The following is a 13145-nucleotide window of genomic DNA, read 5'->3' on the forward strand; positions in this document are numbered from 1 at the left end:
GACAACACCAAGCCCGCACCAGCCACTACAAACGACGCGGCCACACACCACCAGAAGCCAACAAACCATCACAGCAAAAACCGTTGCAGTACTAGCCCGAGTAGCGCGCAGCAGCCGCGGCGAAGCCTGCCGCGTCACGGGGTACCGAGGCGACGAGGGCAACCCAGGAACCGTCCACGAACTCGATGTCCATGCGCCCCTTCTGGAGCACGCCCGTCGGGTTGGCGCGCAAGGCGGCGACGGCCGACCGGGGTGCTTCCCAGTACTGCTTCATCACGGGTGTCATCTGCCACAGCTGCGAGACGTCGCTCAGGCCGAACCAGCGTCTGGCCGTGACGGCCAGTACGCCCGTGACCGAGCCGCCTGCGTTGGCTCGGCCGATCACGAAGTGCCCGGCCGCGCTCTGCCAGCCGCCCTCCATGCTCTTGCCGTGCATCAACCGGGTGCCGAGATCGTCCACTGCGTCCGGCATCCGGTCGATCGCCCCCGCCGCGGCAGCCGGCTTCGACCGGCGGGGGTCGAGCACGCGAGCCTTGACCAGCTGCCTCAGCGGCCCGGGCAACCTCTCCTCGATCCGCCGCTGGAGGGCGGACGGCTCCGGCAGGTCGAGCAGCGACTCGGGAGGAGTCGGCACACCCGGACCGAGTTCGAAGGAGCACCAGGCGATGAGCCGTTCCCCCGGTTGCAGGAACTCCTGGGCTTGTACACGCCCCTCATCGGTCAACGGGCCTGCTCCTGTTCGTCGTCGGGCCGGCGTGTCCGGCAATCCGATTCTCCCTCACGTGCGATCTTTCGTGATCATCGGGGCGTCGGTCCTGTGTGAGGGGTGCGGTTCCGTCGGGGAGGGCGAGGAACTCGGACAGGCCGGCGGAGATCCAGCGCTGCGCTGCGTCCTGATGGCGTGGCCCGGCCTCCACCTGCCAGACGGTCGGATACTCGGCTCAATGGAGGCGAGGATGGTGTCCGTCACTGCGACGCCGCGCGGACAACGAGAGGAGCGGGCATGCCTTCGGAACAATCGGGGCGCGCACTCCCGTCGAAGAGCCCCTTCCAGTGGGCCGACCGTACGATCACCCTCGTGTTCCTCCTGGCTGCGGAACGGGGCGACCGCGCGGAGGCCGGGCAGGAACTCACCACAGCCGATGTGGTCATGCGCGCCACCGCGGCCGCGCCCGCGGGGCGGATCGGCACGAAGGCCGAGCCCGTATGGGTGCGGGCCATGTCGTTGCTCGGGTTCCGGGCGGGCGCGTGGTTCGTGATCTGCGCGCTCGTGCTCGTGGGCGGGCTCTTCCTGCCCCGTACGGAGCTGGCCGGATATCTCACCGTCACGGTCGCGGCGTTCCCAGCCGCCCTGTGCGTCTCCCGTGAGACCGCCCACGAGATCGCCCGCTCGGCGCTGCGCCGGGGACGGCTGACGGAACGCGGCAGGCAGTGGTACTCCCGCGTCCAGCACGACGGGTTCACCGCGCTGCTGGTCCTGCCCCTGTGGGCAGTCTGCGCAGCGGCCGTCCAGCCCTGGGCCTGACCCTGCGCCCGCGGCCTGCCCTCCCCGGCAGGGCAGGCGCGGGCATCGCGAGCCTAGACGCACTCCCAGACGGCCGCCTGCGTGCCGGAGGTGGTACTGGCGCCGGGCATGTCCAGGCACATCCAGGTGGGGGCACCGCTCGGGGTGGTACCGCTGATCCAGTAGCCGGGGTTGCCGTCGATGCCGTCGGTATCCCACCACTTCTGGTTCAGACCGCCGTTGCAGTCCCACTGGACGATCTTGGCGCCCTTGCGCGCCGAACCTCCGGAGATGTCGATGCACTTGCCGGAGTTGGCGTTGCGCAGCTGAATGAACGTACCGCCGTCGGTGACCTCCGACTTCCACAACTGCTCGCTCGCGGTGCCGCATTCGGCCTGCACCACCGGACTCTCGTTCGAGGCGCCCTTCACCTTCAGACACATGCCGCTGTGGACGTTGGCGATCTCGTAGCGGCTGCCCCGCTTGCGCAGCTGCCACAGCTCGTTGGGGGCCAGCATGGCCCCCAGATCCGAGGCGGTCTGCGCAGTGGGAACGGCAGCGGGACGGGCCTCGGCGGCGGTCGCGGGGAGGGTCGTCCCCGCGACCGCGATCAAAGCGATCAGGGCCGAGCGGGCGGACGTGCGCAGCGTGAGGATCATGCTCAGTACCTTTCGTACGCGGCCCCGTTGCGGGTGCGGCGGCGCCGGTTCGGACGGAGGGGCGCCGGACCGTGGGGGCCGGACCGGCGCGGTGCCCACTCTGTCCGGCGGCGGTGTCCGCGCACATCGTGGAAGACCACGAACACGGCGTTCCCCTCGGTCTCGTGGTCAGCCCGGTGGCCCTCCCCCGGCGGTGTCCGTTTCGGCCAGGCCGGCCGCGAGCTGGGTGCGGCGGGTCACGTTCAGCTTCCGGTAGGCGCTGGTGAGGTGGGACTCCACGGTGCGCCGGGTCAGGTGGAGCGCCTCGCCGATCTGCGCGTTCGTGTGCCCCAGCGCGGCGAGGTCGACGACCCGCCGTTCCGCTCCGGTCAGTGCGCTCGGGCCGGTGCGGGCCCGTGTCGTGGTGCGGGTGTTCGCGGCGCGCAGCGCTGCCCGCGTCGCGTGCAAGAGCCGGCCCGTCGGCGGGGCGGCCGGGTCGGGGCCGCCGTCTCCCGGACCGTACCCGCGGCCGCCGTCGCCCGGGGCGTACCCGGGGCGGTCGTGCCCGGCGCGGTCGTGCCCGGCGCGGTCGAGGCAGTCGTGCCCGAGGCAGTTGTGCCCGAGGCGGTCGTCCGGGCCGTCGTCGGCCCCCGTCGGCGACAGCAGGCGGGCCGCCTCGGCGTCGGCAGCGCGCAGGTCGTCCCGACCCCGGCGGCCGAGCCCCGCCTCGATGCGTGCCCGGCCGAGGTCGATCAGGGTCTCGATGCGTTCCACCGGGGCTGGTGCTCCCTCCAGCAGAGCGGCCGCCTCCACGAGCGAGTCCAGGCCCCGTCGGCCGCCGACGGCCGCGGCGTGGGCCCGGAGCGCCCTGCCGACCGTACGGGGGGTTCCCCAGCGGCGAGCGTGGTGCAATTCCTCCTCCGCCAGCTCCCGGGCCCGGGCCGGCCGGCCGAGGCGGGCCAGAGCGAGGGCCGCGCCGGAGCGCCACGGTGTGGCCACGGGGCTGACGAAGTCGCGGGCGCTCTGGCCGGCACCGCAGGCGAGGTAATCGTCGAGGGCGGCCTGCCAGCGCCCTTCGATGCTGTGGAGCAGGGCGCGTGCGTAGCGCAGTTCGTTCCACTCCCAAGAGCTGTCCGCGGTGGTCACGTCGGGTGCGGAGAGGAGCTGCCAGGCCTGGTCGCGCTGCCCGAGTTCGTACCGGGCGAGCGCCACCATCGAGACCAGGTGGGGCGCGCGGATGCCGCGTCCGGTGCAGGTGTGCGCCAGGAGGGTGTTCTCCGCGATCACACGCCGGAAGTCACCGGCCCAGAGTGCGGCTTCCGCCCGGGCGCTCAACAGGCATTGCAGTCCCACGTCGGTCAGGTCCGGCGCCGCGGGCGGTACGGGCAGTCCCCGCTCGGCAAGGGTCCGGGCGTCCTGCAGCTGATCCGCCCACTGCAGCAGGGTGGCCGCGCTGCCCATCCATGCGGTGCGCAGCAGCGGGTGGACCGGTGCCGCAGCGAGCCGGGGCCGGATACGGGCGAGGACCTCGGCCGCGGAGAGCAGCCCGGCGCCGGTCTCGTACTCGGTGATCAGAGCGCAGACCAGCGGTTCGACGGTGGCCGGGGCCGTGGGAACGAGGGCGCGCAGTCCCGCTACGGCGTTGCGCCAGGCGACCGCGTCGTGCGAGGAGATGAGGGCGGTGACGGCCCGCAGGATGTGCACCAGCTCGTCGTCGTCCGTGCCGCTGCTCGCCCGGTGCAGGAAGCTCAGCGCACGGTCCGTACGGCCGCTGGCGGCGAGGGCCGCGCCGAGGGCGGGTGCGGCGGCGGCGCGTTCCTGGCCGTCGGGGTGCAGGTCGATGCCCGCGCGGAGTCGGCGGATGCCCGCCTCGGCGCTGTGCGGGAACTCGAGTGATCCCAGGCGCAGGGTGAGGTCAGCGTGCCGGTCCTGGGCCAGGGGCGGCTGCGCGCGCAGGGCGTGGCGCAGCAGAGCGGCGGCTTCTTCGGTGTGCCCGGCCCGCACGGCCTCGTCGGCCGCGTCCTCGAGGCAGCGGGCCATCCATGCCTCACGCGGGCGGTTCAGGTGCAGCAACCGGGCGGCGACGGTCGCGGCGGGAGCGCCGCGGTCGTGGAGCAGCCGGGCGGCACGGGTGTGCAGGGCGGCCACTTCGGCAGGATCGGCGGCTTCGAGTACGGCCTCCAGAGCAACCGGGTGGGAGAGCATCCGGGCCAGCCGCGGCGCGCTCGGCGCGTCCGCGTGACGGGCGGGGCACAGCGTCAGTGCCTCCTGGAGCAGGGCGGAACCGGTGGCGGGAGAACACTGGGCGGTGGTGGCGAGGGCGAGGCCGATGTGGCGGGTTTCGTCGTCGGCGCGGTGCCGGATCCAGCGCGCGAGCGCGTCGCGGTAGCGGGTGAGCGGAGCGCCGCCGAGGTCCGGGTGGTGCGGGAGCCGACCAGGTCCTGGGCCGGAGGGCTCGGACGGGGAGGCGTGGGCAACGGGCCCCGCGACCGCCGCTGTGGCTGGGGAGTCGGGGAGGTCGGCGAGGTCGGCGAGGAGCGCCTGTACGAGGGCCGGGTTGCCGCCGGTCGCGTCGCGGCACATCGCACGCCGCTCGGGGGCCAGCCCGCGCTCGCGCGCGAGCTGTGTGACGGTGTCCGGGCCGAGTGGGGGGAGCGGGTGGCACGCTCCTGTGGTCCGGGGCAGCCAGGTGACGTCGGCGTGCTCGCGGCATTCGGTGGCCAGCAGGAGGACCGGAAGCCCGGCGATCCGACGCGCCAGGTACCCGGTCCAGCGGCGTGACACCGGATCCGCGCAGTGCAGGTCGTCGACGGCCAGCAGCACGGGACGGGCCGCCGCGGTCCGGGAGAGCAGGTCCAGCAGCCGGTGGAAGACCTGCTGCTCCTGCTCGGCGGCGAGGTCGCTGAAGGGAATGCCGTCGGCGGTGGGGAAGACCTGCCGTACGAGGGCGAAGGGGAAGGCCGTCTCCTCGGGTGCACAGCGCACCGACAGCACCCGTATGCCGTCGTCGGCGCTCGCCCGGCGGACGACGGCGTCGAGCACGGCGGTGCGTCCCCGGCCGGGCGGCGCGGCCAGCATCAGCCAGCTTCCCCTCCCGGAGCGCGCCCGGGCCAGGGCGGCAGCCGCGGCCCGGAGTACGTCGTCGCGTTCCACCAGTACGTGTGTCACTTTCCGCCCTCCCACATTGCTGCCGACGGCTGCGCGCCGCCCGTGACGGCCCGGTGGGCGCCCGTAGGGAATCATGAAGGGACGGAGCGCGGGAAGTGGGATGATCTTCGGTCAGATTTCCCTGAAAGTGCATCAGTCAGGCCATATCAGCCAATGCGGCAGCAGATTGACCGAATCCGAATCCGAAATCCGGGACACTGGTTCGACCGGTCCGGTTCGGGACCGGGCAGACGCCTCCGCGGCACCGCGGCGGGAGTCTCCGGCTACCGATGACCCGCGGGCCCGGTTGCTCCGGGCACTTCATCGAAGCGGTGGGCGGCCGGCCCTGAGGTCACGGGATCGGCCCGGATCGTCCACGACGGCCGATGGCCGAAGGGTTGCCGCGTCCGCCGTACCGGCACGTTGCCGCCGGTGCAGACCGCCCGTGCGGCGGCCATGCCTGTGGCGCAGATCGTAGAGGGCGGCCGCGGTGGTCTGCGAGCAGATGACCGCGCCGGCCCCCGAGGCAAGCAGGACCAGGACCACCACCAGGGGCAGGACGTCGTCGGCGAGTACCTGCACGGCCGCCAGGACCCCTGCGACTGCCAGGCACCTCGCAGCGGCGGTCACGCGCTGCCGGAACACGATGTCGTGCGGGGCCAGGGCGGCGCCCGCCATGCCGAACACGTAGAGGATCAGCCCGAGCGACTCGACGACGACGAAAGGTGGGCTCGGTACGGAGAAGGTGAGCAGCCAGTAGGCGGCGAAGACGGCGCCGGCCGTGGTTCCGAGGGTCGTCAGATGGCAGAGCAGGCGCTGCATGCCGCGCATCGGGGACGATGCCCGCGTCACGGCACCCGGGCCGTGGCCGGGGCGGACCGGGCGGGGCGGGGGACCCGTCCGAGCACCACGCCGCCGCAGCCAGAGGCATACGGCGCCCGCGCCGGCCGGCCCGAGCACGAGCAGGCGGAGGTACGGCGCAGCCGGGGCGGGGAGCGCAGTGGGAAACCAGGCAATGGTGACGAGCGCACCGTAGGTGCCGGTGAGGAAGGCCGCGGTACCGCGGCGCAGCGCCACCGACTCGCAGCCGAGGGCCAGGAGTGCGCAGAGTCCGAGCGTGACGGCGGAGGCCGAGGCCAGGCCGAGCGCGGCCGAATCGGTGAGGGACTGCCACAGCATGTCGGGAGGGGCGCCGGGCCGGCCGGAGTCGGTGAGCGGTCCGGGACGGATCAGGCAGCCGAGGCACAGTCCTGCCCAGAAGCAGCCCGCGAGGCGGGCCAGGCGAGCGCCCAGGCGTAGGCCGAGGGCGTCCGGGCCGCCCCATGCGAGAACCGAATACCGCACCCCCGGCCCGATGACGAGACCCGCGACCGCGAGCAGCGGCAACGCCGGCCAGGTGTACACCGGCCGGAGCGTCTGCACCTCGGAGGGGTCCACAAGCCCCGCCCTCAGCCCGAACATCAGAAAATCGAAGCTGTGTCCGAGCAGAAGGTTGACGGCGAACGCCAGAATGCCTCCGATCAGGACCACCTCCCATCCGCTGACCTCGTCCGCGAGAGCGGGGTGGACCAGCGCGGCTCTGCGGCGGGCGAGGGTGGGGTGGGTACCGAACGGCCAAGCAGAGGTTTCCCCCGCGTTCTCGGGCCGGTTGGCGCCCAAACGGCGGAACCACATGTCGAGTGACCGACGGGGCCCTTCGTCGTCCTCTTCGCCCGCTCCACTGTCGGCGGGGCAGTCGGCTGCGAAGGAGTCGGCGTGCAGTTCACGCGCGTGCAGGTAGCTGTTGCGTGCGGCGTAGACGACGCAGGTGAGCAGTACGAGCTGCAGGCACTCCTGGCGCAGACCGGCCCCCGTACCCACGTACCCGGTCAGGGAGAGGGCGAAGGCCGCCACGACGACCGTGAGGAAGGACCACCACAGTGCGGTGACGGCGGCGGTGACGACGAGGTCGCGGTTGCGGATGTGGCCGAGCTCGTGGCGCACCACGGAATCGAAGACTGCCCGGTCGGCGGCCTGCTCGGGCGCTCCTGCCGACTCCTTTCCGGACTTCGCCCCGGGGGCGATCAGCGCCTCCATGCCGCTTGCCAGCTCGACGTAGCGCCGCCCGCAATGGCCGAACGCGGTGGCGTTCGAGGAGGTGTCGACGACGTTGAGCAGGACGGCATGGACGGTGACTCCCGCGTCCGCCGCGAGCTTTCGTACCTCGGCGTCGAGACAAGGGCGTGGCGTGCCGTCCGCGTTCGTACCGGCCTCGCCTGAACGCACGCGTTCGAGGCCGTAACGCAGGATGGTGAGATACGGCAGGAGCCAGTAGAGCAGGAATCCCCCGACGGCCAGTACCCCCACGGCCAGTCCCGCCCGCCACTCCGGGTGGTCCACGGGGTGTTCCGGGCACCGCTCCCTGATGGCCTTGGCCATCTCGGAGTTGAGGAGCTCCGGGGTGGCGGCGGTGGGAGCGAGCCGCTTCGCCTCTGACTGTGCGACGTGCAGAACGCAGGCCCCGGAGACGGTGACTGCCCTGGTGTACTCCTCGGGGGTGGTCGGGAAGGCGATGGCGCCCGCCGCGACGGTGAGCGTCAGCCAGAACAGAAGTGCGCGCAGGAACACGGCGTTCGTCAGCTGTCGGCCACCGGATGCCCGTCGCCTTCGCGCGGGGATGAGGGCGGCCCGTTCTCGGCAGCGGTGGCCTCGGAGTCGGATACCTGAGCGGAGGGGCCAGGGGCCCCCACCATGTGCTGCACGAATACCGCGAGTGTGGCGTCGGCGATGCGCCTGGCCTTCTCCTCTTCGACGTGGCAACCGAGGGCGGCGGCCAGGGTGCTGGCGTGCCATTGCGCGAGCTCGCTGGCGGTGGGCCCTGCCGAAGCCGCCGCAGAAGGAGTTTCTCCAGCCGGAGCGACATCGGGGGCGTCCTGGGCCGGCACCGGCCTGCGCCGGCCCAGTCTGCGCGCGGTCCGCTCCGAAATCCTGGTCACCAGCTCCGTCGACACCGCGCCCAACAGTGCCGTAGCCACCGCCAGGACGACCGGTGTCACCAACTCACCGGGCAGGCCCAGCGGATCGGAGCGAGTCGGGCGCCATCCGCTCCAGGGCAAGCTGGCGCGGAAGTGCGCGCGCACACGTTTCTCGAAGTGCCGCGTCTCGTGCTGTGCCAGGTCGGCCACCACGTTCCGGGCCAACTCCTGCGCGAGGTGCCTGCGTTCGCGGGACAGGGTGTGGGGGGCTTGGCTGCGCGGTGTGGGCGCCGGTGTCGATTGCGTCGCCATGGGTGGTCGTCAGCCCCTCCGCCTCGGTGATCAGCAGCAGTTCGATCACTCAAACGATGTACGCCATCACTTCATGTGAAGGATTATGTGGCTGGTTCCCGCATCACGCCTAGCCCTCCCGTTCACATCGCGAGGAGTCGTGCGTCACGGCCTGAGGAAGTTTGCGGAGCCCGTGAACCGCGTGCGGCGAGGACGGTTTCGTGCCCACGGCACGTGACCCGTGCGCCACCGCTGCAACTCGGCTCTCCGCGCCACGCTCCAGGCGAAGGGCGGCGGCGCCGCTACTGCGCTTCCGCGTCGAACACGGTGGTCTCGCGCTCAGGGTGACGTGACTGCCGTCCACGGAGAGAGGGACGTGCAGGGCATCAGTCTCAAGATCGCCGACGATTGCCTGACCCCTATGATCTGCACATGATCGAAGGAAAGTTGGTAAGGCTTCGCGCGCTCCGTGCACAGGATGCGGGGCACCACGTTCGGTGGCGCAACGATCCGGAGGTGCTCCACTGGGCCGCGGGCGGCAACCCTTGCTTCGGCCCGGTCACGGCGGAGGCCGTCGAGCTCGGGTTCGAGACGATGCTGCGGCTGAACCCGAGGGAGTCGGCCGTGTTCACGGTCGAGGATCTGGCCGACGGCACGGTGATCGGCATGGTGGACTACCGCGATCTGGACCCCTTCGCCGGGACGGCCACGGTCGGTGTCACCATCGGCGAGCGCGACCGCTGGGGCCATGGCCATGGTTCCGATGCGCTGCAGCTCCTGGTGGGACACCTGTTCGACGCCTTCGGGCTGCACCGGATCGAGCTCGACACCTGGAGCGGCAACGAGCGGGCGGTCCGCGCCTTCACGAAGGCGGGCTTCCGCGAGGAGGGCCGACGCCGGTCCGCCGTGCTGGTCGCGGGCAAGCGCTACGACACCGTGCTGTTCGGGATGCTGCGCGAGGAATGGCCGGACGCTGCACGCTGAACGTCCTTGCGGCGCAAGGGCCGAAGCCTCCCGCAAGCGGAAGGCCCGGGGAGCCCGACGTGCCGTCGGGCTCACGGAGGCGACCATGGTGGTCGTGGCGGCCAACGCGACCGGCCGAGGGCAACGTCGGCCGGATCGCCGGCCAGGCCTCTTTGACAGGCTCCGGCGGCGTACGGACATCACGATCGCCACGCCGCCCGGATCTCCTGGCGTACGCATTCGATGAGGTAGTCGCCGGTGTCGGGGTCGATGGAGACTCCGTGCGCTTCGCTGTGGAAGCCGGGGAAGGCTCGATCGAACGCCTCCAGGGCTCCGAGGTAGCGCAGGACCGGGCCGTCGGGGGCGCCGAGTGCCTCTCCGGGCATCAGGACGGGAATCCCGGGCGGGGTCACGGTGACCATGGCGGCAGCCACCCTGCCGGCGGCCTCGGCGAGACGGAGGTGTTCGGTGCCGCCCCGAATCAGCTGCCGGTAGCAGAGCTGGGGAGGGACGACGGGTTCGGGCAGCTGCTGGAAAGCGGTGTCCAGGGCATCGATCAGTTCCGCACGCGTGAGGTGTTCGTGCATCTCCTGGCACAGACCGCGCAAGGTCGTGCGGCTGTAGCGATGGGGGTAGCGCTCGACCAGGTGGGGCAGTACCTGCCGCAAGGGGGTGTCGGCGTCATGGAGGGCCTTGAAGTCCATGAGGGCGTCCATCAAAGTGCCCCATTTGCCCTTGGTGATACCCATGGAGAACAGGATGAGCGTGGTGTAGGTATCGGTCTTCTCCACGACGATGCCCCGGCTGGCGAGGTACGCGGTGAGGATCCGGGCAGGGATGCCCCAGGAGTCAGTCCGGCCCGTCGCATCGACGCCGGGGCAGGTCAGCGTCACCTTGATGGGATCCAGCAGACACTGTCCCCGGCTCAGCCCCGGGAATCCGTGCCAATCCGCGTCGGGCTCCAGTTCCCAGCACCGGGGGTCGGCGGCCAGCAGCGCCGGAGAGGCGTCGGCGAACGGGACGGACGTCCCGCTGTCGGGGTCGGTAACGGTGTCGGGTTGCCAGACGCCGAAGAACCACGGCAGCCGGTCGCCGGCTGCCGCGATCCGGCGTCCGGTTCGGACGATGGCTTGCCGGAACCGGATGGCTTCGGTGACCGCCTCGTTGACCAGCCACTCGCCCTGCGGCCCGTCCATCATCGCTGCGGCCACGTCGAGCGAGGCGACCGCCGGGTACAGGGCCGAGGTGGTGCCGTGCATCATGAACGCCTCGTTGAACCGGTGGTGTTCGACCGGCGCCCGGGGTGAGGACTTCACGTGCACCATGGCTGTCTGTGACAGGGCGGCCAGCAGCTTGTGCGTCGACTGAGTGGAGAAGACGGTGGGGCGTTCGTCGTCTTCGAAGGTGTCGGGACCGACTGCCATGCCGTAGCGGCCGGCGTAGAGGGGGTGGAAACGTGCGTAGGCGAACCAGGCTTCGTCGAAGTGGAGACGGGGGGTACTGGGTGCCAGGGCTCGCGCGGTCTGCACGGTGTCGTAACACAGACCGTCATAGGTCGAGTTGGTGATCACCGCGTACTGGGCCTCGGGTGAGACCGCCCCTGGCGTCAGGGGATGAGCGGCGATCCGAGCGGTCACCGCCGCGGGAAGCGTCTCACTCGCGGGAAGGGGGCCCGCCAGCCCGTATCCGTTGCGGGTCGGGACGAGGTAGACCGGGCGGGCACCGGAGATCACCAGCCCGTGCAGGACCGACTTGTGGCAGTTGCGGTCCACCAGGGCGATCTCGTCGGCGGTGACGCAGTAGTGACCGACCATGCGGTCAGCGGTGGAGTTCCCGTGCAGCACGAAGTACGTCCGGTCGGCGCCGAAGATGCGGGCGGCGTTGCGTTCGGCGTCCCCGATGGGGCCACTGTGCTCGAAGAGGGAACCCAACTCCTCCACCGAGATCGACAGATCGGTGCGGAAGAGGCGCTCCCCGTAGTAGTCGAAGAACGCGCGGCCGACAGGTGACTTCAAGAACGCCACTCCCCCTGCGTGCGCGGGGGTGTGCCAGGAGTATTCATGGGCGTCGTCGAACCGTCGCAGGGCCTTGAAGAACGGCGGGAGGACAGCGTCACCGTAGACACGCGCCGCGTTGAAGACACGGCCGGCGATGAAGGACGGGGTGTCTTCCAGGGGCCAGATGTAGCCGACGGCGATCTCCGCCACCCACAGGGGCAGCCGGTCCAGCCCGAGATCGGACGCCTCGGACATCACGACGAAGACCGGCAGGTCCTTGAACCGGCGGGAGATCTGCCTCAGGACCACCGCGCCCTCACCGTCGGCCACCTCGCCGCTCTCCGACGGCAGGTCCCAGGCCACGACTGCGGCGGTCAGGCCGGCCTCGGTGCTCAACGCCGCGCAGGCCCCCTCCACCGTCCGCGCCCACCGAACCTCAAGCCCCCGGTTCTCCAGCTCCTTGCCGATGCGTCGCAGCTGGTCACCGCCGACTCCCCGGCCCAAAGGGTCCTCACGCAATGCCAGCAGGACACTACCGTTCGCCATGACACTCTCCACCTGCGTCGCACCAAGCCGCTCGAGTGCCAAGTGTCGAGTGCGAGCACCGTGGATCGCATCGGAAACCGTCCGTACTCACCCGTACGAGGGCCCGTGACCGGTCGCCACGTCCAGCAAGGACGACCGCCTCACCTGCTCGCTACAGGTCGGCTATGAGGAGCCGATAGCCGACGTCAAGCGTCTCGCGGCCGAGCAGGTCCGCATGGCGTTCGTGCCACAGGCCGGAAGACAGGTCGTCGGACAGCCGTACCAAGCCCGGGCGGAGGAGCTCCTCGCCGGTCTGGGCGAGCATCGAAATTCCGGCCCGCACCTGCGGATCGAGGTATGCCTCGGGGCGGCGCCAGAAGGCGGCGCCGAATCCGTCGGTGCAGTCATGCGGGATCGGCAGCGTCTCGATGCGAGCGCCTCCCAGCAGTGCAGCCAGCCGGTCGACCGCGATGGCCCTCGTGTCGTCGAACGCGGCTGCCTCCGGCAAGTACTCCTCCAGCAGCCAAAACCTACGAGTGATGGCCTGGTCCCAAGTGAGGACGACGACACGTCGCCGGGCGATCCGAAGAAGTTCCCCCATGCCGGCTTCCAGGTCGGCCCAGTGGTGCACGGTCAGGAGGGCCATCACCGCGTCCGCCGCGTCATCTGCCAGAGGGATCGATTCTGCGCATGCCTGCAGGGCCGGTGCAGATCCGGCCGGACGTTGGGCGATCATCACGGAACTCGGCTCAACTGCCAGTACCGTTCGGGGTGGTTCGTACGATCCGGTGCCGGCTCCTACGTTGATCACCGTGGCAGCATCACCAAGAGCCTTACGGATCTCGACAGCGATCCTGGGGTCCGGCCGACGCGTGTGACTGTAGGTCGCGCCGATACTGTCATAAGTCGCCACGGCGAACAGTATGCCGCGTGCGATGTCCGCTTGCCGCAGCGACAACTGGGCCGCGGTGCGCCTCGATGCCGTGAGGAGTCGCCGCCCCGTACGGCAGCAGACGCCGGAGAGGTGGTCCCCTCTCCGGCGTCTGCTGTGTGGTGGGGCGGGTGGCTCGCCGGGGTCTGTTCCCGGGGGGCCTGCGGGGCGGTCAGCCCTCACTTGCCGAGCTTC

The 13145-nt window shown here is 71.1% G+C and carries 9 protein-coding genes; 2 read left to right on the top strand and 7 right to left on the bottom strand.

Annotated elements, in window-relative coordinates:
• Window positions 1-91: 91 nt before the first annotated feature.
• Window positions 92-724, bottom strand: coding sequence for a hypothetical protein (locus AB0D48_RS36160; RefSeq protein ID WP_362407180.1), 633 nt, complete (start codon window positions 722-724; stop codon window positions 92-94).
• A 279-nt stretch (window positions 725-1003) separates the two neighbouring features.
• Here AB0D48_RS36160 and AB0D48_RS36165 point away from each other — a divergent pair, with 279 nt between their 5' ends.
• Window positions 1004-1525, top strand: coding sequence for a hypothetical protein (locus AB0D48_RS36165; RefSeq protein WP_362407183.1), 522 nt, complete (start codon window positions 1004-1006; stop codon window positions 1523-1525).
• A gap of 53 nt (window positions 1526-1578) precedes the next feature.
• Here the strand turns inward: AB0D48_RS36165 and AB0D48_RS36170 are convergent, their stop codons facing one another.
• The 4 genes from AB0D48_RS36170 to AB0D48_RS36185 form a co-directional block, all read right to left on the bottom strand.
• The gene (locus tag AB0D48_RS36170) at window positions 1579-2163 is read right to left on the bottom strand and encodes an RICIN domain-containing protein (RefSeq protein ID WP_362407186.1); all 585 of its coding nucleotides are present in this window, start codon (window positions 2161-2163) and stop codon (window positions 1579-1581) included.
• A 168-nt stretch (window positions 2164-2331) separates the two neighbouring features.
• Window positions 2332-5310: an AAA family ATPase gene (locus AB0D48_RS36175; RefSeq protein WP_362407189.1), complete on the bottom strand. Its 2979-nt coding sequence runs from the start codon at window positions 5308-5310 to the stop codon at window positions 2332-2334.
• Between the two features lie 300 nt (window positions 5311-5610).
• Window positions 5611-7896 carry a M48 family metalloprotease gene (locus tag AB0D48_RS36180; protein ID WP_362407192.1) on the bottom strand — a complete coding sequence of 762 codons (2286 nt, stop codon included), beginning with the start codon at window positions 7894-7896 and terminating at the stop codon, window positions 5611-5613.
• Window positions 7897-7904: 8 nt separating this feature from the next.
• Complete coding sequence (locus tag AB0D48_RS36185) at window positions 7905-8456, bottom strand: hypothetical protein (protein WP_362407195.1); 552 nt, start codon at window positions 8454-8456, stop codon at window positions 7905-7907.
• A 510-nt stretch (window positions 8457-8966) separates the two neighbouring features.
• Here AB0D48_RS36185 and AB0D48_RS36190 point away from each other — a divergent pair.
• A complete protein-coding gene (locus AB0D48_RS36190) occupies window positions 8967-9518 on the top strand; it encodes a GNAT family protein (protein WP_362407198.1) in 552 nt (183 codons plus the stop codon).
• A 179-nt stretch (window positions 9519-9697) separates the two neighbouring features.
• On the opposite strand, the gene AB0D48_RS36195 is transcribed toward AB0D48_RS36190, so the two are convergent.
• Together AB0D48_RS36195 and AB0D48_RS36200 are read right to left on the bottom strand one after the other, a co-directional pair.
• Complete coding sequence (locus AB0D48_RS36195) at window positions 9698-12040, bottom strand: Orn/Lys/Arg decarboxylase N-terminal domain-containing protein (protein WP_362407201.1); 2343 nt, start codon at window positions 12038-12040, stop codon at window positions 9698-9700.
• A gap of 151 nt (window positions 12041-12191) precedes the next feature.
• A complete protein-coding gene (locus AB0D48_RS36200; RefSeq protein WP_362407204.1) occupies window positions 12192-12932 on the bottom strand; it encodes a methyltransferase domain-containing protein in 741 nt (246 codons plus the stop codon).
• Window positions 12933-13145 lie beyond the last annotated feature (213 nt).

The sequence above is a fragment of the Streptomyces sp. NPDC048269 genome (assembly GCF_040652395.1).
Lineage (GTDB): Bacteria > Actinomycetota > Actinomycetes > Streptomycetales > Streptomycetaceae > Streptomyces.

What these genes read in the sequence shown, in the direction of transcription:
- AB0D48_RS36195 (WP_362407201.1), bottom strand. Translation starts at nt 12,040, where the DNA reads ATGGCGAACGGTAGTGTCCTGCTGGCATTGCGTGAGGACCCTTTGGGC.
- AB0D48_RS36165 (WP_362407183.1), top strand. Translation starts at nt 1,004, where the DNA reads ATGCCTTCGGAACAATCGGGGCGCGCACTCCCGTCGAAGAGCCCCTTC.
- AB0D48_RS36170 (WP_362407186.1), bottom strand. Translation starts at nt 2,163, where the DNA reads ATGATCCTCACGCTGCGCACGTCCGCCCGCTCGGCCCTGATCGCTTTG.
- AB0D48_RS36190 (WP_362407198.1), top strand. Translation starts at nt 8,967, where the DNA reads ATGATCGAAGGAAAGTTGGTAAGGCTTCGCGCGCTCCGTGCACAGGAT.